Raw genomic sequence first — 25,622 nt, forward strand, 5'->3', positions numbered from 1 at the left:
TTCCTCCCAGTTAATTTATTCAGGCTTAACTTCCTGCTTTTCAACGGCTTCCATTTCGTCACCAATCTTGATGTTATTATAGCCCTCAATTGTTAAACCGCAATCGAATCCTTGCTTAACAATTTTAGCATCATCTTTAAACCGTTTGAGTGACGCAACTTTTCCGGTATAGATCACAACCCCATCACGAATCAAATTGATTTCAGAATCTTTTGATACGTATCCGGAATCAACAAAGGCTCCTGCAATTGTTCCAACTTTAGAAACTTTCCAAGTTTCACGTACAGTTAAGTTGCCAACAACTTTATCTTCATAAGTTGGTTCAAGCATACCCTTCATAGCAGCTTTAACATCATCAATTGCCTTGTAAATAATACTATATAGTCGAATATCTACTCCATCTGCTTCAGCTTGAGATTTAGCAGTAGCGGTTGGACGGACATTAAAGCCGATAATAAAGGCATTCGAAGCTCCGGCTAATGTAACATCCGATTCATTTACTGCTCCTACACCCGCATGAATGATATTAACACGAACGCCCTCGACTTCTATCTTTTCAAGTGATTGTTGTAAAGCTTCTACTGAACCTTGTACATCTGCTTTTAAGACAACGTCTACTTCTTTCATGTTTTCTTTTTTCATCGTGTCAAACAAGTTATCAAGAGTAACATGTTGGACATTTTCACGAGATTGTTGTAAAGCCTGTTGTGCTCTTTGTTCACCAACGCTTCTTGCAGTCTTTTCATCATCAAAGACAACTATCTTATCGGCTGACTCGGGCACATCATTCAATCCAGTAATTTCAACTGGCATTGATGGTGTAGCTTTTTCTACTTGGCGACCGCGGTCATTTGTCATAACACGAACCCTACCAAAGCGATTTCCAACAACAATTGGATCACCGACTTTTAATGTACCTTGTTGAACTAGAAGGTCAGCAACTGGGCCTCGGCCACGGGAAAGGCGAGCTTCAATAACGGTGCCAATAGCCTTTTGCGTAGGATCTGCCTGCAGTTCCATGACATCTGCCTGCAGAAGAATCATTTGTAAAAGTTCATCAACATTTTCACCAGTTTTGGCAGAAATGTTTACAAAAATAGTGTCACCACCATAATTTTCCGGAATCAAATTGTATTTCATTAACTGTTCAGTAACATGCTCAGGGTTTGCACCAGGAACATCCATTTTGTTAATTGCGACAATGATTGGTACCTTAGCACTTTTAGCATGGTCAATGGCTTCAACAGTTTGTGGCATAACTCCATCGTCTGCAGCTACAACCAGTACAACAATGTCGGTAATTTCAGCACCACGTTCACGCATGTTAGAAAATGCCGCATGTCCAGGCGTATCTAAAAATGTGATTGGTTTATTATCAACTCTTACCTGATAGGCACCGATTTTCTGCGTAATGCCACCAGCTTCATGAGCAGACACGTGAGTATGACGCAAACGATCAAGTAAAGTAGTCTTACCATGATCAACGTGTCCCATAATCGTAACTACAGGTGGACGTTTGGTCTGGTGTTTGGATTTCTTAGAAGCAGCCATTCTCTTATCATAGAGAGTATCAATGTCAGATATATCTTCATGAACTTTTTCTTTGGCATTGATATTATATTCAGCAGCAACTAACTCAATTGCATCTTTATCAAGTGATTGATTTTGATTAGTCATCACACCTAACATAAAGAGTTTTTTAACTATTTCAGCTGGTTCACGGTGCAGCAACTTGCCCAAATCTTGAGCATTCATACCAACTTCGTACACCAGTGTTTCTGGTAATGGACGTTCTTTTCTCTGAGTTGGTTGTTTCTTTGGTACTTGTTCAAATTGCTTTTTCTTATTCTTACGTTTGCGTTTTTCTTGATGCCTTGAATAATTATTAGCACCAAAAGATTGATTTTTGCCTTTTCTGCCAGGTTTACCAGAATTACGACCATGACCATTACCACGACGTTTTTCTTCTTTCGCAGGTTCAGGTGCAGCATTTGTATCCAAAGCTTTAGGTTTATTAACTGGACTAGCCTTTTGTGTATTCTTCATTCTGGCAGGTGAAGGCTTAATTATTTTAGGTCCAGTTACTTTAGGAGCTGTAGTCTCGACTTTGACAACTTTATTTTCGGATTTAGAAACTACTTTGCTATCCTCAGCAGAAGATTTTTTAGCCTTTGTTTGGTCTTCATTATAAGACTTCTGGACTCTCTCACTTTGACGGTTTAATTTCTTTTCATCCACACGTTGTTTTTGTTTCAACTGTTTTAACAAGTCCTGTGCTACTGGCTTTGAAGACTTTTGGCTTGGGTTAGTACCTTGCTTATTACGATCTTGAGCCTGTCTTGATCTATTGTTAGATCTGTGAAAATTGTTGGTTCTTTTGTTGTTCTTGTTACCTTTATTTTCCTCATGTTTTTTTTCATTTTTGCGAATTGAGGTAACGGAAATTTTGATTTTACTGCTCTTTTTCGCAGGTTTCTCTTGCTTTTGCGCGGGAGCGGAGCTACGAAAACTATCTTTTAATTGATTTACTTGTGAATCTTCAAGTGATGACATATGATTTTTAACATCAAGGCCCAGGTCCTTAGCCTTATTGACCACAATTTTATTATCGATGCCTAATTCTTTTGCCAATTCATAAATTCTTGTTTTAGCCATCAAATCACACTCCTTCATCTATTTTTTGTAACAATGCTTTGCAGAAACCAGTATCAGTAATTCCTAAAACTTTTCGCTTTTTTCCAATCGCTTGGGAAATTTCATTACTATTAAATTCGTTAATAACAAGAACGTTATTTTGTTTCCCAACTTTGAATATTTTTGCAGTAGTATCTGCATGACAATCTTGAGCTAAAATAATTAGTTTTACCTTTTTGGCTTTTGCACCTATCGTAACAATTTCAGAGCCTGAAACTAATTTTCCAGCTTTTTGACTTAGTCCCAACAAATTTAGTGCTTTTTGTCTATTTTGCAAATCTATTTATCACCAAACAATTCTTTTCTCGCCTTTTGATGGTCAACATATGAGTATAGCTCTTGGTAAAATTCTTTAGGCACTTTAGTTCCTAAACTGCGTTCAATTAAGCCTTTCTCTTGAGCATTTTTGATCTGACTTGGATCAAGCGAAACATATGCTCCTCTACCAGGTTTTTTACCAGTAGGGTCAACTGAAATATTCTTTTCTTTGTCGACTACAATACGCACCAATTCTTTTTTAGGCTGCATAGTATTAGTTAACAAATCTTTTCGCATTGGAATCTTTCTTTTCTTCAAAAGTTTCACCTCTTGCTTTAATTTTCAGTAGAATCTACTGTTTCACCATCAGTTACTTTATCTTGTAGCTTATCTTCTGATTCAGTCTCTTCAGAAGTGGTTGACTCTCCATCAGATTCATCGCCCTCAGCAAAGTCACTATTTATTTTTGAAGCAGAATTTGAACTATTTTCGACTGAATCAGTCGTTTCAGCTTGTTCATTCTCTTTTTCAGCCTGTTCACTGCTTTCATCAACAAATTCTACTTCAGATTCTGGTCTAATATCTATCTTATAGCCAGTCAATCTGGCAGCTAAACGAACATTCTGTCCTTTTTTACCAATTGCAAGTGACAGCTGGTAATCTGGAACAATTACTAAAGCACTTTTTTCATTGTCTTCATCTCCAAATTGAACAGCAATTACTTCAGCAGGATTCAAGGCATTAGCAATGTAGTCCGATGGATCTTCCTCGTATTTAACTACATCTATATTTTCACCGTCAAGTTCATTAACTACATTTTGTACCCTGGCTCCTCTTTGACCAACGCATGTACCTACTGGATCAATATTAGGATCATTAGATTTTACAGCAATCTTGGTCCTGTCTCCTGCTTCACGAGCAATTGAGACCACTTCAACAGTTCCATCATATATTTCAGGTACTTCCTGCTCAAATAATCTCTTTACCATATCAGGGGCAGTGCGTGAAACCGTAATTTGAGCACCTTTTGAATCTGAACCAACATGAGTCACTAAAACTCGAATTTGATCTTGTGGATTATAGCTTTCACCTGGCATTTGATCGTTACGTGGCATTACTGCTTCAACATTACCAATTTTAACATAAACGAAACGATTATCACGTCTTTCAACAGTGCCTGTTATTAATTCATCTTCGTACTGAGAATACTCGTCAATGATATGATTTCTCTCTGCCTCACGCAAATGTTGCATAATAACTTGTTTAGCCGTTTGTGCCGCAATTCTACCAAAATTCTTAGGTGCAACTTCGAAACGAATTTTATCACCAAGTTCATATGCCCGATTAATTGTTAAAGCATCCTTTAAACTGATTTCCAACCGTTCATCATGAACTTCTTCGACAACAGTCTTTTCAGTCATCAGCTTAAAGTCGCCTTTACGTTCATCAAATTCAACTATGACATTTGTTACCTGATTATAATTTTTCTTGTATGCTGCAACCAGCGCTGCTTTTATCGCTTCAACAATTACGTCTTGCTTTATACCCTTTGTCTTTTCTAGAGTAGCGAACGCTTCAAGCATTTCCTTAGACATAAATTTTAATCAACCTTTCTAAAACTCAATTGCGAAACGAATGCCTGCAATTGCTTTACGGGGAAGTGATAAAACCTTCTTTTTAGTTTTTATCTTTACTTCAAGTTCGATTTCGCTGTCATTATAAGATTTTAAAGTTCCCTCATATTCTTTTTCACCTTCAACTTTCTGGTATAGTTTTATATGCACATACTCATTTAAAGCTTTTTGCCAATCTGTCTCATTTCTGATTGGCCTTTCTATACCAGGAGAAGAAACTTCCAAAATATAAGGGTTAGGAAACGGGTCAGGTTGTATCTGATCAAGCTTTGCAGATAATAATTCACTTAACCCTGCAATTTCATCCATATCAATACCATTTTTTCGATCAACATATATTCTTAAATAGTTTTGACCCTTTTCTTTAACGTATTCTATATCAACAAACTCATCATTGCGTTCTGCAATAATTGGTTTAATTTCTTTAAGAACAGAATCTTTAACTTTCGCCAAGTACTTTCCTCCGTAATAAAAAGAGTGAGCACAGTTGCTCACTCCGAATCATTTATTCGAACTTCTTTTAGAAGTATATCACATTTATATTAATACTGCAAAATTTTAAAAGAGTGAAAGCTGATTCTGTTCCGGCATTCCAGTTAGAACTTCATTATTTTCTAAATAGTCCATAATTGACTGGGATACTTTACCACGGTTTGCCAAGTCTTCTTTTGACAAAAACTTTTGCTCAGTTCTGGCAGCAACAATTTGTTTGGCTGCATTATTTCCCAGCCCAGGAACTGCGTTAAATGGTGCTAAAATTGTATGCTGATCAATAATTTTAAAATTAGTAGCCTCGGATTGATTGATATCAACCATTTTTATTTTAATACCACGCTCTAAACACTCATTGGCAATTTCTAAGACTGTCAGAAGGCTCTTATCCTTGGCGGAGGCGTCATTACCTTGATTTTGAATATCAGCCATTGCCTTTTTGACGGTGTTTTTACCATGACTCATCGCTACTAAATCAAACAAATCTGCACGCACCGAGAAATAAGCTGTATAGTAAATTTCCGGATAATAAACTTTGAACCAGGCAATTCTTAAAGCCATTAATATATAAGCCGTAGCATGAGCTTTCGGAAACATATACTTGATTTTGAGACAAGACGGAATATACCAGTCAGGTATCTTATCGTTTTTCTTTAAAACAGCCATATCGTCATCACTAATTCCGCGGCCATGACGCACAGATTCCATAGTAGAAAAGGCTACTTCAGGTTTAACACCCCAGTGGATCAAGTCCATCATGATATTGTCGCGACAACCAATAACGTCTTTTAGCTTGCAAGTACCGTTGTTAACTAATTCTTCAGCATTTCCTAACCAGACATCAGTACCATGTGACAAACCAGAAATTTGCAATAGTTCAGAAAAAGTAGTTGGCTTGGTTTCTTCTAGCATCCCTCTAACGAATTTTGTACCAAATTCAGGTACTCCCAGTGTTCCCGTTTCAGATTGAATTTGTTCAGGAGTTACACCTAATATTTTAGGACTGGAAAAAAGCGACATCACTCCTGGATCATCAGGTGGAATTGTTAGGGGATCAACGCCCGAAAGATCCTGCAACATCCTAATCATCGTTGGATCATCATGGCCTAAAATATCAAATTTTAAAATATTATCATGAATAGAATGAAAGTCAAAATGAGTTGTCAGCCACGCAGCATTTACATCATCTGCAGGATATTGCACCGGCGTAAAGTCATAGATATCCATATCATCAGGAACGACAACAATACCTGCTGGATGCTGCCCGGTAGTTCGTTTAACCCCACTGACACCAGCTGCAAGACGATCAAGTTCAGCACCACGTAAATTTAACTCTTTTTCTTCATCATAATGCTTGGCATAGCCATAAGCTGTCTTATCGGCAACAGTAGCAATTGTACCGGCACGGTAGGAATTATCAGGTCCAAACATTACCCGAATAAAGTTATGAGCCACTGGCTGATAGTCACCAGAGAAATTCAAATCGATATCTGGAACTTTGTCACCATGGAAACCTAAAAATGTTGCAAATGGAATATCCTGTCCATCTTTAACTAGGTCTGCGCCACATTTAGGACATTTTTTATCAGGTAAGTCGTATCCAGAACCATATTCACCGTTTTCAAAAAATTGGGAATACTGACATTTTGGACAACGATAATGAGGGGCCAATGGGTTGACTTCAGTTATACCCGACATAGTAGCCACCAGACTAGAGCCAACAGAACCACGTGAACCAACTAAGTAACCATCCTTATTTGACTTAGCCACTAGTCTTTGTGAAATAAGATAAATCACCGCATAACCGTTGGAAATGATTGAATTGAGTTCCATATCAAGTCTATCTTGAACAATCTTCGGCAGTGGATCCCCATATAATTCATGTGCTTTGTCATAAGTCAAACGCTTCATTTCTTCATCAGCATTATCAATGTGAGGTGGATAAAGTCCATCTTTAATAGGTGAAATTTCCTCAATTGTCTCAGCAATTTTATTAGGATTAGTAATTACTATTTCTTTAGCAGCATCTTCACCTAAAAAACTAAATGCATCAAGCATTTCCTGAGTAGTGTAAAAATGCATGTCGGGCTGTTTTTTGTTTCTGTCAGGATTACTTCGTTGAGCCGAAATCAAAATCGTACGATAAATAGCATCATGTTCTTCCAGATAATGCGCATCCCCAGTGGCCACTACTGGTTTATTTAATTCCTTACCCAATTTATAAATATTAGTTAGAATTTCTTCAAGTTCTGCTTCATCAGCAATCAAATGATCTTCGATCATAACTGAGTAATTTGCAGGTGGCTGAATTTCGAGATAATCGTAAAAGCGTGCCTTCTTGCGCGCTTCGTCATAGCCCTTTTGCATCATTGCAACAAAAACATCGCCTTCAGAGCAGCCAGAGCCATATAGCAAACCTTCATGATTCTTAACTAAATCAGATTTAGGTGTGCGGGGAATTCTATAAAAATCTTTGGTACTGGCAATCGAAACTAGTCTATACATGTTTTTAAGACCAGCCTGATTCTTAGCTAGGATAGTCATATGTTGTGGTCGTGCTCTTTTAAATACTTGACCTTGAGCAGCATAATCGTTCATTTTACCTAAATTATCTTCGTGATACTTTTTGGCAAAAGCATCTAAAAGCTTAAACATTAAATAGCCTGTTGCCTCAGCATCTTGGTTAGCCCTATGGTGATGCTCGAGGACAACATTATATTTTTTGGCAAGAGAATCAAGCGTATGTCTTGATTGCTCCGGGTGAAGCAAGCGTGATACTTCTAGCGTATCAACTACCGGCTGGGTAATTTCATCTAATTTTGCTCTTCTCAATGCTGCGTTGACAAAACCAACATCAAACTGAACATTATGACCACAAAGGGGACGGTCGCCATAAAAATCCTGAAATTGCTTGATAACCACAGCTTCATCATCAGCAGCTCCTACCATTTCATCAGTAATTGAAGTCAAATTAATAGTCTGTTCACTTAGTGGATGATGGGGATTAATAAATTTATCAAACCTCTCCAGTACCTCCCCATTTTTCATTTTCACAGCACCAATTTCAATAATAGTATCGTAAACAGATGATAACCCTGTCGTTTCAACGTCAAAAATAACAAATTCACGATCTTTATATGTCATTGACGCAGGATTAAGAACTAGTAATGCATGATCGTCAATCATATTTGCTTCAAGGCCATAAATAATTTTGACGCCATTCTGTTTACCAGCATTATATGCCTCTGGGAAGGCTTGAACATCAGCATGGTCAGTAATAGCGATTGCCTTTTGCCCAAACTTTTTGGCAGCTTTGACAAAATCAGTTGCTGTATTAGTAGCATCTAGTTGACTCATATTAGTATGCAAGTGCAACTCTACTCTTTTTTGATCGCCTTGATATTTTTCCGTTCTTCCAATATGCTCTACAATTTCAAAACAAGAAATATTAAAAACAGTATCATGACTCCACTGGTCTTCAGCTGCCGATCCTTGCATCTTGGCCCAAGTCCCCGGTTTAATTTTTGTCATTTTTTCAATTTGCTCTTTATCTGAAACAAATTTCTTAAAGGAAATTGAATCGGTATAATCCGTTATTTCACCAGTAAATATAATTGAACCATTTTTTAATTCGCGACTGGAAATGTTAAAAATATTGCCTTCTATCACAACATTTCTAATTCCATCTATCACTTCTTTAATTTGCGTCACAGGCATATTTTCATCTAGTTTGCGATTGCCATAACGAGTCTTTTTGGTTGGGTAGGTTGTTTGCTTGGGCTTTTCTTGTGGTGGAGCTGCATCATATTCTTCCTGCATATTTTGCTCATGTTGTTCCTGCAGTTCCTGAAGACTAGCTAAATTATTTTTGGAATTTTCATCGTCAATTTCAGTTACGAACTTCAAGTTAAAGAAACCAAAATTTCTCATTTCTTCCGCTAGTTCATCAAGCATTTTTTGCTCGAGCAGTCCGTCAACAACTAAATTATCAACCGGAATTATCCAGCGTCCATTTTCCTTTTTAGGCTTGTGACTAGAAATAAATTCTCGTGCCACTGGTTGCAAGGCCTGAGAATTTTGCACAGCAAACTGCCAATAGTCAGTTAAATAATCATCTGCCCCATCTTGAGAACGAACATACAATTGAGCATTGACAAAAGAAGAAAAACTGGCAGTTATAGCCTTATTCAAAGCGTTAAAGGTTTCAAATTTTAATGGTGTAGTAAAAAGAACATGGATATCCCACCTGTGTTCTTTAGCGTAAACATCCACATTCTCAATTTCGCCCTTCTGCAACAAATCGTTATCTGCAAATTCTTGCGGAAACTTAATTTGCTGCAATAACCTTAAAAATAGTTTATTTTTATCAGTCACGAAAATTATCCTAACTCTTTATTAACAAAATCATCTAATTCAGACAGTGTCATTTCAGTAGCTTTTTCATCAGTAGGTCTTTTAACTTCAACTACTTCTTCACTGGCTTTTTTACCCACAGTCACTCTCACTGGAGCGCCTAGTAAGTCAGCGTCAGCAAATTTAACTCCTGCCCGCTCATTACGATCATCATACAATACATCATACTTAGCGCTGTATTTTTCTTCAAGTTTTTGAGCCAAACTCGTTTGACCATCATCTTTCATTTTCATTTGCACAATGTGCAGGCTAAATGGTGCAATTTCCTTAGGCCACGCCACGCCATTTTTAGTCAAATGCTGTTCAATCACAGCAGATAAAACTCTTGTGACGCCAATACCATATGAACCCATTATAACAGGTTGAGCTTTACCATTTTTATCAAGGAAATTTGCGCCCATAGTTTTTGTATAGTATGTTCCCAGTTTAAAAATATGACCAACCTCTATTGAAGTTGTAAATTTTAGTGGCAAGTGATCAACTGGATCTGGTTCACCCTCGTTAGCCACTCTCACATCTCCGAATTTGTCAGGATTAATATCACGTCTCAAATTTACATTTTTAAACTGAAAACCTTTTTTGTTAGCGCCGACAAAGAAGTTATAAAGATTGTTTACTGTATTGTCTGCAACTACTTGATCAGCCCAATCAGCATTAATTGGACCAACGCTACCTTTAGTCACCCCAGTTATGTCTGTTAATTCAGCATCAGTAGCCACTCTAAGTGAATCAGCATCTAGTAGGTGCTTCAATTTCACTTCATTTACTTGTTTATCACCCCGAATTAAAACCAATATGTTTTCATTTTCATTAGCAATATAAAGTATACTTTTAACAATTCTTGTAGCTGGAACTTTTAAAAAGTCTACTAGGTCTGATATTGTTTCTTGACCGGGAGTAGCTACTTCTTCAACTTGTTTTAACGGTTCCTCTTCCTGCTTAAACGTATCAATACTACAAGCCATTTCTAGATTAGCTGAATATGTTCCTGTTTCATTCGTAGCAATGGTATCTTCACCAATGGCAGCTGGAGCTTGAAATTCAGTTGAATTTTTGCCTCCCATAGTTCCTGAATCAGCAATTACTGGTGTAATTTTCAAGCCACAACGCTGGTATGCAGCTGTAAAAGCCTTTTTTTCGTCTTCAAACTGTTGATCAAGCTGTTCTTTCGTTGCTGCAAAACTGTATGCATCAAGCATGATAAATTCACGAGATCGCAGTAAACCGAAACGAGGCCTGTTTTCATCTCTAAACTTTGATTGAATTTGGAAAAGAGCTATCGGCATTTGCTTATAACTTTTTAAATCTTTTGCGACAATATCAGTAAATGTTTCCTCATGAGTTGGTCCTAGCAGACTTTGACGACCATGTCTGTCTTTAAGTTTAAACATTTCCGGACCATATTTTTGCCATCTGCCTGATTCTTCCCATAAAGTTGCTGGTAAAAGATCCGGCATTGCCATTTCTGGCACGTTGATTTTTGCCATTTCTTCACGCATTATCTGTTCAGCTTTACTTAGAACGCGGTACCCTAAAGGCAAATACGCATAAACACCTGCCGTAACCTGACGAACATATCCGCCTCGCAGCATCAGTTTATGACTTTCAGCTACAGCATCAGCTGGTGCTTCCTTTAAAGTCGGCATAAATAATTTAGATTGTCGCATTTAAACTCTCTCCCAAATTTATATTTTATTTAATAAAGTAACGGTAAATATCATTTCCCGTTACAGCAATAATTAACACTAACAGTAAGGCGAAACCTATCAATTCCACCATGGCCTCATGATTTTCAGAAATTGGTTTACCACGAACTATTTCAATAAGGTTAAGCAAGAACTTACCACCATCAAGACCAGGTATAGGAATTAGATTAACGATTCCCAAGTTAATTGAGATCATGGCCAAAAAGGCTAAGATGTAGGTAAAACCCATTTGCGAAACCTGTGATGTCTGAGAATAAATCCCAACTGGGCCGGAAAGTTTATTTAAACTAAAATGACGAAATAACCCCCCAACTGCATTGAAAATCATTCCAGTAGTAGAAACAGCTGTATTCCAACCACGTTTAAATTTCGCACTGATGCTCTCATCACTTTTTGCTCTGATTCCGATTTGGTATACTTTTTTGCCTTGAACTTTAACAACTTTCGGTTGAACGCTTACCACTTTTTTTTGCTTATTTTTGATAACAGAAATATTAATTTTTTTACTTTTATTCTGAGCTATTTCTTCCGAAATTTGTTCAAAAGACGTTATTTTGTGACCATTAACAGCCACAATTTTTGAATCTGGTTCAAGTTTTGCAATAGCAGCTGGTGAATTAGGTGTTACTTCAGCTATTTCTGTAGTTGCAGGACCCGGAACAGTAAATGTCCAAATTAAAAAAACAACAAAGCCTAGAATGATATTCATTAGCGGTCCAGCAATGTTAGTAGCTAATTTTTGCCAGACATTGGCTTCTTGAAACTGGGTATCCCGTGGTGCAATAATTAGCTCTGTCTTTGACTGATCAATAACCGTGGCATCATGATTGACTTTGTATGTAACCAGCCGATCTTCTTCACCATTTTCATATCCAGAAATAAAAAGTTGATCTACCAAATCAAATTTCGTGATTTGTAATGGTATTCCTTCAATCGGTATATCAGATTCAGAAGCATCAATTCTTACAACTTCTTTTTGCTGATTAAACTGCAAAACTACTCTCATCCCTGCTGCTAAATCAGTTTCGTCATCTCTACTTGCTAAACGGACATATCCACCTAAGGGAAGCCACCTAATAGTGTAAGTAGTTGGATTGCGTCTAACTTGGAAAAGCTTAGGTCCCATGCCTATAGAAAATTCACGCACTAAAATACCGCACTTTTTTGCAACAATAAAGTGCCCAAATTCATGGACAAAAACCAAGATTCCAAATACTACTAAAAAGATAAGTATACCTTTCACAAGAATCCTCCTAGTGCATGATTCCCATCAAAGCAGCAAAAACAGGTAAAACAAAGAGCATGCTGTCAAAACGATCAAGGATTCCACCATGACCAGGCAATATCTTGCCTGAGTCTTTAACACCATAGTATCTCTTATAAGCTGATTCAACCAAATCTCCCATTTGTCCTACAATTGATAATACAAGGGCAAAAATAGTCATTTCGACTTGTGAATGGTTCAAGTTAACAAAGTAAACATAAATTGCGGCACAAATTACAGCACAAATTGTGCCACCAATTGAACCTTCCCATGTCTTATTAGGACTGATTACAGGCCACAACTTATGTTTACCAATTTTACGCCCTATCATGTAGGCCCCGGTATCTGTTAACCAAACTACAACAAAAACATAGCAAAGAAGTGCAAGTCCATTGTCAGCATTTCTGATACTTGCCATGTAATGAAAGCCGGTTCCAACATATAATGAGCCTAGGGTATAAACCGCTACATCATCAAAAGTAGTTTTATTTTTAGTTAAAACTGTCCATGTCAACATTAACATTATCAAGGCAAAATAAATGCCATATTTTGTCCAATGGAATGGCATTGACCTAAGAAAACTATCAGGAACTGCCCAAACAATAGTGGCAAGTAAAGCTAGTATAAAGTTTACTGAAACCAATATTTGTTTTTTCATTAAAAAGAATTCACTGATACCAACGGCCGCAAACAAAACGGTGAGCCAATCCATCCAAAGCCCGCCAGCTATGACGATAGGAATAAATAAAATTAAAGCAATAACTGCTGTGATTACACGTTGTTTCATATATTTACCTAACTATCCGATTCATCGACTTTACCGAAACGTCGATGACGATTTTGAAAATCAATAACAAATTTTTCCAGATCTTCTCTAGTAAAATCAGGCCAGTTTTTCTTACTAAAAGCAAGCTCTGAATATGCTAATTGCCATAACATGAAATTAGAAATCCTTTGCTCACCAGATGTTCTGATTAATAAATCTGGATCACTGTATTTACCAAAGCTTGCAGTCATCAATCTCTGCGAAATCATTTTTTCAGAAATTTCATCACTTGTAATACTACCCGTTTCAACAAGAGTTGCAATTTCCTTTACTGCTGTAGTAATTTCTCTTCGTGAACCATAATTAAAAGCAAAGTTCAAAATCAAACCACTGTTATTAGAAGTTTCAGCCATTGCTCTCTGCACTACATCATAGGTTTTAGAAGGCAATTCATTCAAGTAGCCCATAATGTTCACTTTGACATTTTCTTTCATTAAAGTTGGCATAAACTTATCAAAAAAGCGTACTGGCAAGTTCATCAGATATGCTACTTCTTCTTTTGGTCTACCCCAATTTTCAGTAGAAAACGCATATAAGGATAAAACTTTGATGCCTAATTGGTTGGCTGCTAAAGTTATTCTTTCCACATTATTCATACCTTCGTAATGACCTGCAATTCGTGGTTTGCCCTGTTTTGTGGCCCAACGACCATTACCATCCATGATAATAGCTAAATGATTTAATTGATTTTTTTTATCAGCCATTTAATTAGCCTTGGGTAATCTCTTTACGTTTTTCTTCTGCAATTTGGTCAATCTGTTTGGTAGCATCGTCAGTAACTTTTTGGACTTTCTTTTCCAAATTGCGTTGTTCATCTTCAGTAATTTCATCGTCTTTTTGTTGTTTTTTAAGACTATTCATAGCTTCACGACGAACATTTCTAATTGCAATTTTACTTTCTTCAGCCATTTTATTGACTTCTTTGGCAATTTCTTGACGTCTCTCACCAGTTAATTGTGGAATAACAAGACGAATGACCTTACCATCATTTGCTGGCGTTAAACCCAAATTGGACGCCAAGAGTGCATGTTCAATATCATCAAGACTGTTTTGATCATAAGGTGTAATTAATAACACGCGTGGCTCAGGAATAGTAACACTAGACATTTGCGTTAACGGAGTAGGCGCTCCATAATAGTCAACTTTTACCCCATCAAGTAGAGCTGCGTTAGCAACACCGGCACGAATAGAGCTCAAGTTTTTTTGAAAAACAGTAATTGATTTTTTCATATTATCTTGAGCTTTTTTTATTGCGTCATTATTCATTATTTTTTCCTCCGATTACTGTTCCAATATTCTCACCTAATACCACTTTTTTTATGTTACCTTCAGTATTAACATTAAATACGATAAGAGGAATGTTGGTATCCATTGAAAGTGAGCTTGCAGTTCTGTCCATGACTTTTAAGTTTTTAGAAATAATATCTAGTTGAGAAAGTTCACTGTATTTTTTGGCATGCGGATCAACCTTTGGATCAGCGGAGTAAACTCCGTCAACTCCATTTTTAGCCATTAGGATCACGTCAGCACCTATTTCTGCGGCTCTTAAAGCAGCAGTTGTGTCGGTAGAGAAATAAGGATTACCAGTGCCGCCACCCATAATAACTACGCGTCCTTTTTCCATGTGGTGAATAGCTTTTCTCCTAATATAGGGTTCTGCTATTTGCCTCATTTCAATTGATGTTTGCAATCTAGTTGGTACGCCTACATGTTCCAAGCCATCTTGAAGAGCTAACCCGTTCATTATGGTAGCAAGCATCCCCATATAATCAGCCTGTGAACGTTCCATCCCTAGTTTTGCGCCAGTTTCTCCACGCCACATATTACCGCCACCACAGACGATACCAATGTCAACTCCCAAATCGTGAACAGATTTAATTTCCTTTGCTAAATGACTAATGACAGTAGGATTTATACCGGTTCCTTCATCACCAGCCAGAGCCTCACCAGAAATTTTCAAAACTATTCGCTTATACTTAACTTTAGTCATGACAACCTCCTCTATTAACTTTAGTTATTCTACCATATAAAAAGGGCAAATGTAGACTTAGAAATAAAAGAGTGGAATTTCTTAAAAAAATTCTTTGAGCTAAAAAGTAACGGGAGAAAACAAAAAATCTCAAAGTTATCTACTTCGAGATTTTCAAAATATAATTAATATTTATTTTCTCTATTAATTTGAAGTAATAAATTATAAAGCGATCCGTATAAATTCGAATCGTTTCTAAAATGAGCAGATACGATTGCCGGTTTAGTCAAAGTATCACCAATAATCGGATTATAGTCATTAACCAACTTTTCATAAGCTTTATTGATACCACTGATTAAAATCGGTTGCGCACTTATGCCGCCACCGACAGCTATTTTATCTAAATCTACTACTGTTTGAATATTAAGAATTAAAGTTGCCACTTTTAAACAATAGTCATTAAAAATTCTAACGGCTTCTTTTTTACCGGACTTAATGGCATCAAAAGCATATAATCCGTCATTTTCATTTTGATGATTAATTTTACGATTAATTGCTTTAACAAAATTCACGCCTGAACCATTACTACCAACGGCACCTGCCATATTTTTAGGGCGGGATAAATTACTAATCATAAAACTTAATTCACCTGCTTGATAATGTGAGCCTCGCAATAAATGACCGTTAATTATAATACCGCCGCCAACGCCGGTTCCGAGCGTAATTGCAGCACAGTTCGACTCACCCTTTAAACTGCCTAGCCAATTTTCTGCTAAAACGCTGGCCTTGCCATCATTTATTACCGCTACCGGAATCCTATACTTTTTACCATAAATTTCTGCAAAATCAATTCCATCCAAAAAAGGTAATGAACCACCAAATCTGATTTTAGTGTTTTCAATTTTTCCAGGAGAGCAAAAAGCCAAGCCTTTTATATCTGAAATATAATGTATTACAATTTGATCTATTTTTTTCAAAAACTCAGTTTTATTCTTAACAGTAGCAATTTTGTCTTTTTCGATTATATTTCCAGCATAATCCAATTTTGCAAATTTAATTTCAGTTCCGCCGATATCAATACTTAAATAATTTTTCATTACACTCTTTCACATAATTCATATTAACTATTGCAAACAACCTTATTACATTATCTCAAATATTCTCTTCAAACAACTATTTGACATTCAAAATAAAATCAGCCAATAGTTTTATTTCTAGGTCAATGGCACATTAAAATAAACAAAAGCCTGGAAAAGATTTTGCCACTGTAAATCATCTTCAGACTCTTGACATATGTATTTTACTAATAGCAATAACGTCAACAATAATGAAAAAAGTTTAAATAGCAGGAATGTTAGAGTTATTGTTTAAAAAAGCTAAATAAAAACTAAGAGATCAGCGTTAAATAGATATTAATACTTGCTATTAGTGAAGTGCACCTAAAAAGTTAAACATAAATCTGGCCATTATAGAACTCTTAATTAGTCTTTTTAAATGTGATTTTCTAATGAGTTAACATTGCAATATTATCGACAGCTGTTCTACCCGAATAAATACAATACCCTGCTTCAGAACCAGGAACATTTACACCATAGGTATCACCCACAAGAACAGCTGAGGCATCAGATCCAACGGCATATAATCCAGATATTTGTCTACCATTTTCATCTAAGACTTCATTTTTGCGGTTTACTCTCAAACCACCCATTGTACAATAAGCTCCTACACCCAATTCAAAAGCATAAAAAGGACCTTTTTGGATGGTCTTAAGGTAGTTTGCTGGTTTTTCAAAATCTTCATCTTTTTTTATAAGTGCTAACTGATTATATCGCTTAACTGTTTCTGCTAATTGAGGCAGGTGCAGTTTTTCAGCCAACTCAGCAATAGAATCAGCTTTAGTCAAAAACGACATGCGCTTTTCCTCAGCTTCAGAAATCATGCTTTTCAACTTATCCAGTCTAGTACGATCTGAAAGCGGTTTTAAACTCCTAGGTAATTTTTTATCAGCAAACTCATCCAGGATAGCCTGATCAAATATCGCGTATACCTTTTCTTGCCTGATAATAGCATTTCCAGCATGCGCCCATATTCTAAAAACACTTTCGTCAACGAATCTCTGCCCAACTTCATTAACCCAAAGCGGAGCCATTTCACAACTTGCAATACCAATATCTGTTTTCCAAAATTGATATGAGGGAATAGTATCTTCTTTTATTTGTCCTCCAAACATCATTGCCATTCCCATTCCAAATTTTTTAGCGCCAGCATTCCATGCTAATTGAAGTCCTGAACCATCACTTTTTCCAGAATTCATAGGAATAATGCGATTTGCATTAGAATTAAAATACTTTAAAAGCATTTTTCTGTTATTTAAGTAACCGCCAGTAGCCAATATTACCGCTTTAGTTTTTATTTCCTTCTGCTTTTTGGTTGCAAAATCTTCAATAATTACTCCAGTAATATTTCCAGTGCTATTTTGTAGAAGATTAACTACAGAAGCTGAAGTGTTAAATTCCACACCGTTTTTTTCAGAATACGGCTGCATTGCATCGTGAATTGCATGATTACCTAAACCCTTAAACATATGCCAAGTGTTGAGTCCTGCACCAAGTGTTGCTACGCCATCGAATTTAACTCCAATATTATTTAACCATTCAACATTTTTAGCAGACTGCGCAATATAGTCTTTCCATATCATTGTATCTGCCTCAAAATGGGAAAATTCTTGTTCGTCATGCAAAATTTCTTTTTCAGACAGATTAATTCCCTGCTTTTTCTGCATTTTACTATTTACAGCAAAAATACCTTCTACATAATTTCCAGATCCACCTGTTGTTCGACCTTTCTCAACCACTAAAGTGTTTAAGCCTTTTTCAACAGAAGCTGCTGCAGCTGCTTGACCAGATAATCCTGAGCCAATTACAACCAAGTCATAGTCATTTCTTTTTGATAACATTTTGTCTCCTTTATTAAAGTAAAAATAAATACTATACGTATGTATGAAAACTCTCTCCATCTATAATATAACTAAAATAATAAATTCAAAAATTTATTTTAGTTCTTATTGTAAAAAACTTCATCGTCTGATTGATATCCTTTTTTGAGTTTATAATAGAAAATATTAGTATCTCAAAATTTTAAAAAATATAAGCTAAAAGAAAGTGAATTTTCAAACTAAAAATGAAAAAGTATTCATACAAATCATCCAATATTGCTGATGTAGGAGATTATTTGAAAGTATTCGCATGCACTGCTGTAATGGCGCAACCAATCATGGCTTTAATTATGGAAGTGGGCCAACCTTTTCATACGCAAGATATTTTTGGTATTATGTATAATTTTGTTAAATATACAGCTCCTGCTTTTATTTTTGGCATTTTATACTCAACAATTCGAATAAATGATTTAGATGGCACTTTTTCTTACAAGCAGTATATGCGATCAAGTTGGTCAAATTTGTTTGTTCCTACATTTTGGTGGACACTTATTTACTTGCTGGGAATGCCCTGGCTTCAACAGATAAACAGATTTAATAATTTTAGTTCCTTTTGCTGGCAATTTGTTAATGGTAACGCTGCTCCTCACCTGTGGTATAACACAATGATGTTGCAATTTATAATTTTAACGCCTATTTTCCGGGCTATTAGCCGCTATGTTGGTAACAATGTTAAACGTGGTTTACTAGTTGCCGCTATTACTTTTGTTTTATATTTTGCATGGCTCTGGTTTTATGACTTTTACGTTTTTCATGGTCCACAAGAAAAGAACTGGTATCTGCTAGATCGTATTTTTATTTCTTTCTTTATTTATGGTGTCTATGGTGTATTGGCCTGGCAATTTAGAGATTATGTCAATACGTTTTTATATAAGTTTTGGTGGCTGATCTTAGTTGGTTTTGTTGCATGCTTTTTATGGACAAATTTTGAATTACATGGTTTTGGACATCCAGTTAACTTCGCTAATGCCCCATATTATAAGCCGTCTATGACATTTTACTGTTTAGCCGTTATAGCTTTAGTAGCTGCATTATGTTTATTTAATATTAGACACAACTCTAAAACTTGCTTGAAAGTCTTTCACTTTTTAGCAACTTATGCCTATCGAGCATATTTATCAAATGTATTTTGGAATCAACTGATTTGGCGCGGACTAAACATTAACTATCATGCTATGTATCATCCATTCTTTACCTTTTTTGGCACATGGATCCTGACGTGGATACTTTCTTTCACTTCAGCATACGATCTTCATATTTGGTGGTCAAAAGCGAAAAAGTTCTTAAGTATGCTTAGTCTAAAATAACAAATATTTTCAAATAAAAAGCACTTTGACAATAATTAAAACAAAGTGCTTTATTTTTTACTTTTTTACTATAGAAGCAATGCCTGCCATAATATTTAAATATTGCTTTTCATTTTCTACAAAAGAATCATTGTTAACAATAATATCTGCTATATCCTTTACTTTAAGTGCTCCATGCTTGATTTTGAACTGATCCTTCTTTTTGGTTCGCTCAATTATTTGTTCAAAAGTAAAGTTTTTACCGTTATCAATTGTTTGCTTTTTGTATTCTCTTTGAGCGCGAACTTCAAGAGGCGCTTCAATGTAAATGTTCATCATTTTAGAACCTAGTTCTTTTTTAAGGTAGACACCTAATTCTGAACGGTATAAGCTTTCAATTGATGCATAATGAATATTTTCATCTTGCATTTTACCTATTAAACGGTATAAGAACTCTTTAAACACCTTTTCAGTGTCTTTAGCATAAAGATTGGTGAAATCTTGTTCTGATGGATGCCCAGAGAACTGATAATTGCGTTCTATCATCATTTCTTTTTCTACTGCAATAATTTTCATTCGCTTGATACCAATGCTGTCAAAATAAATTCCAGCAGCTGATTTGCCGCTTTCACTTAATCCGCCTAAAGAAAACAAACCTTTGACAAAATTTTTACGATTTTCATAATCTTGCTCAGTAAATTCCATTTTCACGCCTCCATTAAAAACTAAAAAACTGCCCTGTAAGTTAACAGTGCAGTTTTAAAGTATACATGGTGTGCTATTTTTTTGCAAGCGATTTCATTAAAATTAGGTAATTTTCATCACAAATTCGGCTCCAGTTGGAGTAGCTATGAAAATAGCACCCACTATCAGTAGGAATCCTACTACAAAGGAAATTCTTTTTGCTAGCTTTGAAAACTTACTATCAAGACTAAGATAGATTAGAATTGCTCCAAATACCAAAGACAAAATCATAACCCAGAAACCCATAAATACCTCCGATTAAACTAATTTCTAATTCTTAATTGATATTAATTAAAAACCAAATTAATCATTAATGGAGTTAGAAAATTAAAGGTTAAGCAAAATTTAACTAATTTTTTGCCTAATTTTGTTAATATACAATTTACTTTTTTAAATATAACAAAAAGCCCTCATCTATAGAGATAAGAGCTTTTAATTGAATAAATAAGAATATTTATCTATTTCATTTGTTCTTTTACTTCAGCAGCAAAGTCTTCTTGCTTCTTTTCGATACCTTCGCCAACTTCGTAACGTTTGTAGCCAACAACTTCGCAGCCGTCTGATTTAGCATATTCAGCTACTGTCATATCACCATCTTTAACGTATGGTTGGTCCACCAAACAAATTTCACTGAGATACTTGTTTACTCTGCCCTCAACAATCTTAGGAATGATTTTAGCAGGCTTGCCTTCATTTTCAGTTTCCTTAGTGAAAACTTCTTTCTGACGATCAAAATCAGCCTTTGGTACTGAATCCTTGTTCAAGTATTCTGGGTTAATTGCGGCAACGTGCATTGCAATGTTCTTAGCTGCTTCCTCACTGTTGCCTTTTAAGGTAACAACTGCAACAATTGCACCACCATTGTGCTTGTATGCACCAAAGACTTCATCATCATTCTTAGTAATTAGATCAAATCTTCTTAAAGTGATTTTTTCACCAATGACAGCAGTAAGGTTGGTAATTTCCTCGCCAATTGTGGAATCACCCATTGGTGATTTTAATGCTTCTTCAACGTTAGCAGGTTTAGCCGCTAAAATTGCCTTGGTCACATCATCAACTAACTTAATAAATTTATCATTTGATGAAACAAAGTCTGTTTCAGAGTTAATTTCTACTACAACAGCATTATTTCCTTCAAAAGCATATTCAGCTAAGCCTTCAGCAGCGATACGCCCACTCTTCTTAGCAGCTTTAGCAACACCATTTTCTCTTAAAATGTCAATTGCCTTTTCAATATCACCATCAGCTTTAACCAAAGCCTTCTTGGAATCCATCATGCCGGCACCGGTACGGTCACGTAATTCTTTTACTTGTTTAGCAGTAATGTTTGCCATTATTTTTCCTTCCAAATAAAAACTTATTAATAATTAAAACTAGTCTTCATCTGAGTCAGAAGTTTCTTCAGTTTCTACTGTTTTTTCTGCATCAGCTTCAGTATCTGCTTGTTTTTCTTCTACACCCTTAGCCATCTCTGCTTCAGCATTGTCATCATCTTGACCTTGCTTACCTTCAATAACAGCATCAGCCATAGCGCCTGAAATCAAACGAATAGCACGAATAGCATCGTCGTTTGCAGGAATAACTACGTCAACTGGGTCTGGATCAGTGTTAGTGTCGACCATAGCTACTACAGGAATTCCTAAAATATTAGCTTCATGAACAGCAATCTTTTCCTTTTTAGGATCGACTACGAATAAAACATCTGGAATTCTAGGCATATCTTCAATACCACCTAAGAATCTTTCCAATTTATCCTTTTCTTTAGTCAAAAGAGAAGCTTCCTTCTTTGGCAACACATCAAATGTGCCATCTTCTGACATTTTCTTTAAATCTTTTAATCTTTGTACTCGGCTCTGGATAGTCTTCCAGTTAGTCAATGTACCACCTAACCAACGTTGGTTAACGTAGTATTGACCAGCACGAGTAGCTTCTTCAGCAATTGAATCTTGAGCTTGTTTCTTAGTACCAACAAATAGGATAACGCCACCATTTTGAGCAACGGCTCTAACAAATGAATAAGCATCATCCAACATCTTGATAGTTTTTTGCAAATCAATGATGTAAATACCATTTCTTTGTGTAAAGATATAAGGAGCCATTTTTGGATCCCATCTTCTAGTTTGGTGACCAAAATGGACACCAGCTTCAAGCAATTGTTTCATTGAAACTACTGACATATTAACTTCCTCCTATGGTTTTAATCCTCTCAAGCGGTCATTTCAGTATTTCACCATTGTGTGGCACCAAAATACTGATCGCTCTTGATGTTTATTACACAATATGCCTAAAGGCATACGTTAAAATAATACTAGATTATTGCTTAAGATGCAAGGTTAAAAATCAACTTTATGCTCCCTTAGAAATTTTTCTTTCCACGCCCTGTTATGGTGCTTAAACCAGTATTCTCTTTTAAGCGCCAGCTTTTTATCTTTAAACTCTTCATGATAAAGTAATTTAACCGGTCTGCGAGATTTCGTGTATTTGGCACCCTTGCCGCTGTTATGTGCTTTCAGTCGTTTGGATAAATCATCAGTAAAGCCACCATAGAAGCTATTATCTTTGCATAAGAGTACATAAAAATAATATCTCCTTCTCTTTTGCTTTTTTGCTCTATCCGATTCCGTTTCTCTGATTATACGCTGAATCGGAGGAAGATAATTACCGTTTTTATCATGTACCTCAATGGCATCCCTTAATACCAGACCGTCGCTACCAGTATGTTTAACTGCCTCAATAATTATTAAATTGCAGTCCTCTCCTCGATGAGAAACATATGGCTGTACCAGCTTAATACTCAAATCATGCTTAAGACAAAAATAGGCAATTTCGTTTAAGCGCTCTGGTCGATGGACCATAAATAATTTGCCTTTCATTTTAAGCAAGGCACTGGCTACAGAAATTATTTCTTCTAAATTAATTAATATTTCATGCCTGGCAATAGCCTTTGCTGGATCAGGATTTACTTTATGATTTTGTGCAACTTTAAAGTAAGGTGGATTCACGACAATTACATCATATGAATCTTTTCGTAAAAATGCAGGAGCATCTTTAACGTTTTTTTGAAAAACCTGGATACGATTTTCCATATTATTTAGCGCAATAGAACGTTCAGCTTGTGAAGCCACTTCTTCTTGTATTTCAACCGTATCATATTTAGCACGATTAAAATAAGCCATATACATTGTTGCTGCACAATTACCCGCACATAAATCCGCTACCTTGGAATTATCTTTAATTGCATCCTTTGCAGTTGCCGCTAAAAGCAGAGTATCTAATGAAAAGCTGAAAGATGATTTATTTTGAATTATTTTTAAATCATCACTGTACATATAATCAATACGTTCATTTTTCAATAATTTTTCCATAAAAATTTGTCCTCTCTCGCAGCTCTGTTATAATATTTTACATCAATTGGAGGAAATTATGTTTTATCATTTCATTCGTCCGGTAGCCCGCTTTATTGTCTGGTTATTAAACGGACATTTACACGTTAATCATAAAGAAAGAATTCCCGCAGGCAATTATATCTTGGCAGCACCACATAGAACCTGGTGGGAACCAATTTTATTTGCATTAGCTGCCAGTCCTAAGGAATTCATGTTTATGGCAAAAATAGAATTGTTTAAAAATCCAATATTACGGTTCATTTTAAAACACGCTCATGCATTTCCAGTTGACCGTAAACATCCGGGACCTTCAGCTTTAAAAACCCCCATTAATGGATTAAGAAAGGGAAATTATTCCTTAATTATTTTTCCTTCAGGTACCAGGCATTCAACTGAAATGAAAAGCGGTACTATTGCTATTGCCAAGCTGTCAAATACGCCTATAGTGCCTGTAGTTTACCAAGGCCCTCTAACTTTCACAGGTTTGTTAAAACGCCAACCTTTGGAAGTATGCTTTGGAGAACCGTTTATGGTTGACCGTAAAATTAGACTCACACACGAAAATGAAGCAATGCTAGATAATAAATTGAAAAAAGCCTGGGATAAAATTGATTACGAACAAAATCCGGATTTTCATTATCAACCTAAATAAAAAATCATTCTTTAAACATAAGCTTTATAAACAAGTGTTAAAATAATACTGTAAAAAGTTAGATGGAGGATTTTAAAATTGTTAGAAAAAAGTTTTTATAGAGCTATGTTAAGCAAATCTTTTCCATTCCCGGTCAAAGTAACATATTGGGATGGCAAAAGCGAGGTATATGGAAACGGTACTCCAAATATAGAGATAATTTTTAACGAAAAGATTCCGACAAGTGCTATTTCTAGAAATGCTTCACTGGCTCTTGGCGAAGCATATATGGATAAAAGGATTGAGATTAAAGGCAGTTTGCAAAAACTAATTTGCGGGGCTTATGAAAGCGCCGGAAGTTTCATGCGATCCAGTAAATTTAGAAAATTTTTACCCAAAGAAAAACACACTGAAGAACAAAGTGAAAAAGATGTTCAAAGTCACTATGATATCGGTAACGACTTTTATAAATTATGGCTTGACCCTACTTTAACATATTCATGTGCCTATTTTGAAAATGAAAATGACGACCTTGAAACAGCACAATTGAATAAAATCCATCATATTTTAAATAAATTACATCCTGAAAAAGGAAAGACATTACTTGATATTGGATGTGGCTGGGGCACTCTTATGCTGGTTGCTGCCAAAGAATACGGCTTAAAAGTAACTGGTGTAACTCTGAGTGAAGAGCAGTATAAACTTGTGCAAAAGAAAATATACGACCAGAACTTGCAAGATATTGCGGAAGTTAAGTTAGAAGACTACCGTGAGTTGGGAAATGAACAATGGGATTATATTACCTCTGTAGGCATGTTTGAACATGTTGGCAAAGAAAATTTAGGCCAATACTTTGCTGATGTAGCCAAATATTTAAAGAAAGATGGCGTAGCCCTTATTCATGGCATAACTCGTCAACAAGGCGGTGCCAAGAATGCTTGGATTAACAAGTACATTTTCCCAGGTGGTTATGTACCAGGTTTAACTGAAAACATTGGTCATATTGTCGAAAACAACATGCAATTGACAGACTTGGAAATGCTTAGAAGGCATTATCAAAGAACGCTTGAAATTTGGGATAAAAATTTTAATGCTAAAAGAGATCAAATCCAAAAGAATATGGGTGAACGTTTTACCCGTATGTGGGATTTATACTTGCAGGCTTGCGCTGCTTCTTTTGAATCTGGCAACATTGATGTCGTGCAATATCTAATTACTAAAGGCCCATCTGGCAAGAACTTACCAATGACAAGAAAGTATATGTTAGATAAGTAGTATTAATATTTTCATCCATACAAAAAGCTGACAAATTGACTTTGTCAGC

General features: G+C 35.9%; 22 protein-coding genes. 3 read left to right on the forward strand and 19 right to left on the reverse strand.

Going from position 1 to position 25,622, the window contains the following annotated elements; genetic code table 11:
* Nucleotides 1-15: 15 nt before the first annotated feature.
* The 14 genes from infB to vprA all read right to left on the reverse strand — a co-directional run bounded on the left by infB (nt 16) and on the right by vprA (nt 18,212).
* Nucleotides 16-2,655, reverse strand: a complete 2,640-nt coding sequence (infB, locus tag ACZ2M0_RS06615) for a translation initiation factor IF-2 (RefSeq protein ID WP_490058943.1) — start codon at nt 2,653-2,655, stop codon at nt 16-18.
* A 4-nt stretch (nt 2,656-2,659) separates the two neighbouring features.
* Nucleotides 2,660-2,971 (reverse strand): L7Ae/L30e/S12e/Gadd45 family ribosomal protein, encoded by a 312-nt coding sequence (locus tag ACZ2M0_RS06620; protein WP_223901639.1) that lies wholly within the window; start codon nt 2,969-2,971, stop codon nt 2,660-2,662.
* 2 nt (nt 2,972-2,973) lie between these two features.
* Complete coding sequence (rnpM, locus tag ACZ2M0_RS06625) at nt 2,974-3,270, reverse strand: RNase P modulator RnpM (RefSeq protein ID WP_141639320.1); 297 nt, start codon at nt 3,268-3,270, stop codon at nt 2,974-2,976.
* A gap of 17 nt (nt 3,271-3,287) precedes the next feature.
* Nucleotides 3,288-4,547, reverse strand: a complete 1,260-nt coding sequence (nusA, locus tag ACZ2M0_RS06630; RefSeq protein ID WP_490058944.1) for a transcription termination factor NusA — start codon at nt 4,545-4,547, stop codon at nt 3,288-3,290.
* 18 nt (nt 4,548-4,565) lie between these two features.
* Nucleotides 4,566-5,039: a ribosome maturation factor RimP gene (gene rimP / locus ACZ2M0_RS06635; RefSeq protein ID WP_490058945.1), complete on the reverse strand. Its 474-nt coding sequence runs from the start codon at nt 5,037-5,039 to the stop codon at nt 4,566-4,568.
* A gap of 105 nt (nt 5,040-5,144) precedes the next feature.
* Complete coding sequence (locus ACZ2M0_RS06640) at nt 5,145-9,452, reverse strand: PolC-type DNA polymerase III (protein ID WP_490058946.1); 4,308 nt, start codon at nt 9,450-9,452, stop codon at nt 5,145-5,147.
* Nucleotides 9,453-9,457: 5 nt separating this feature from the next.
* Complete coding sequence (locus ACZ2M0_RS06645; RefSeq protein WP_490058947.1) at nt 9,458-11,158, reverse strand: proline--tRNA ligase; 1,701 nt, start codon at nt 11,156-11,158, stop codon at nt 9,458-9,460.
* A 25-nt stretch (nt 11,159-11,183) separates the two neighbouring features.
* Nucleotides 11,184-12,440, reverse strand: coding sequence for an RIP metalloprotease RseP (rseP, locus tag ACZ2M0_RS06650; RefSeq protein ID WP_490058948.1), 1,257 nt, complete (start codon nt 12,438-12,440; stop codon nt 11,184-11,186).
* A gap of 10 nt (nt 12,441-12,450) precedes the next feature.
* The gene (locus tag ACZ2M0_RS06655; RefSeq protein ID WP_490058949.1) at nt 12,451-13,248 is read right to left on the reverse strand and encodes a phosphatidate cytidylyltransferase; all 798 of its coding nucleotides are present in this window, start codon (nt 13,246-13,248) and stop codon (nt 12,451-12,453) included.
* 8 nt (nt 13,249-13,256) lie between these two features.
* Nucleotides 13,257-13,991 carry an undecaprenyl pyrophosphate synthase gene (gene uppS, locus ACZ2M0_RS06660; protein WP_109586402.1) on the reverse strand — a complete coding sequence of 245 codons (735 nt, stop codon included), beginning with the start codon at nt 13,989-13,991 and terminating at the stop codon, nt 13,257-13,259.
* A gap of 4 nt (nt 13,992-13,995) precedes the next feature.
* On the reverse strand, nt 13,996-14,553 hold the full coding sequence (gene frr, locus ACZ2M0_RS06665) for a ribosome recycling factor (RefSeq protein ID WP_045928214.1): 558 nt from the start codon (nt 14,551-14,553) through the stop codon (nt 13,996-13,998).
* A complete protein-coding gene (gene pyrH / locus ACZ2M0_RS06670; RefSeq protein ID WP_045928215.1) occupies nt 14,546-15,277 on the reverse strand; it encodes a UMP kinase in 732 nt (243 codons plus the stop codon). The genes frr and pyrH overlap by 8 nt, the downstream gene beginning before the upstream one ends.
* Nucleotides 15,278-15,441: 164 nt before the next feature.
* Complete coding sequence (locus ACZ2M0_RS06675) at nt 15,442-16,353, reverse strand: ROK family protein (protein ID WP_462984853.1); 912 nt, start codon at nt 16,351-16,353, stop codon at nt 15,442-15,444.
* Between the two features lie 407 nt (nt 16,354-16,760).
* Nucleotides 16,761-18,212 (reverse strand): vinyl phenol reductase, encoded by a 1,452-nt coding sequence (gene vprA / locus ACZ2M0_RS06680; protein WP_490058950.1) that lies wholly within the window; start codon nt 18,210-18,212, stop codon nt 16,761-16,763.
* Between the two features lie 224 nt (nt 18,213-18,436).
* Here vprA and ACZ2M0_RS06685 point away from each other — a divergent pair, with 224 nt between their 5' ends.
* Nucleotides 18,437-19,558 carry an acyltransferase family protein gene (locus ACZ2M0_RS06685; RefSeq protein ID WP_490058951.1) on the forward strand — a complete coding sequence of 374 codons (1,122 nt, stop codon included), beginning with the start codon at nt 18,437-18,439 and terminating at the stop codon, nt 19,556-19,558.
* A 57-nt stretch (nt 19,559-19,615) separates the two neighbouring features.
* On the opposite strand, the gene ACZ2M0_RS06690 is transcribed toward ACZ2M0_RS06685, so the two are convergent.
* The 5 genes from ACZ2M0_RS06690 to ACZ2M0_RS06710 form a co-directional block, all read right to left on the reverse strand.
* A complete protein-coding gene (locus tag ACZ2M0_RS06690; RefSeq protein WP_045928219.1) occupies nt 19,616-20,242 on the reverse strand; it encodes a nucleoside/nucleotide kinase family protein in 627 nt (208 codons plus the stop codon).
* A 102-nt stretch (nt 20,243-20,344) separates the two neighbouring features.
* The gene (locus ACZ2M0_RS06695) at nt 20,345-20,527 is read right to left on the reverse strand and encodes a hypothetical protein (protein WP_045928220.1); all 183 of its coding nucleotides are present in this window, start codon (nt 20,525-20,527) and stop codon (nt 20,345-20,347) included.
* A gap of 212 nt (nt 20,528-20,739) precedes the next feature.
* Nucleotides 20,740-21,615, reverse strand: a complete 876-nt coding sequence (gene tsf, locus ACZ2M0_RS06700) for a translation elongation factor Ts (protein WP_490058952.1) — start codon at nt 21,613-21,615, stop codon at nt 20,740-20,742.
* 39 nt (nt 21,616-21,654) lie between these two features.
* Nucleotides 21,655-22,458, reverse strand: a complete 804-nt coding sequence (rpsB, locus tag ACZ2M0_RS06705) for a 30S ribosomal protein S2 (protein ID WP_265892514.1) — start codon at nt 22,456-22,458, stop codon at nt 21,655-21,657.
* Nucleotides 22,459-22,614: 156 nt separating this feature from the next.
* A complete protein-coding gene (locus ACZ2M0_RS06710; RefSeq protein ID WP_490058953.1) occupies nt 22,615-23,646 on the reverse strand; it encodes a GIY-YIG nuclease family protein in 1,032 nt (343 codons plus the stop codon).
* A 58-nt stretch (nt 23,647-23,704) separates the two neighbouring features.
* On the opposite strand from ACZ2M0_RS06710, the gene ACZ2M0_RS06715 reads away from it, so the two are divergent.
* Together ACZ2M0_RS06715 and ACZ2M0_RS06720 are read left to right on the forward strand one after the other, a co-directional pair.
* Nucleotides 23,705-24,319 (forward strand): lysophospholipid acyltransferase family protein, encoded by a 615-nt coding sequence (locus ACZ2M0_RS06715; protein WP_198179031.1) that lies wholly within the window; start codon nt 23,705-23,707, stop codon nt 24,317-24,319.
* Between the two features lie 78 nt (nt 24,320-24,397).
* Nucleotides 24,398-25,573: an SAM-dependent methyltransferase gene (locus ACZ2M0_RS06720; RefSeq protein ID WP_265892512.1), complete on the forward strand. Its 1,176-nt coding sequence runs from the start codon at nt 24,398-24,400 to the stop codon at nt 25,571-25,573.
* Nucleotides 25,574-25,622: the final 49 nt, after the last annotated feature.

The organism is Lactobacillus sp. VURO6/B1 (VP7), from assembly GCF_058139575.1.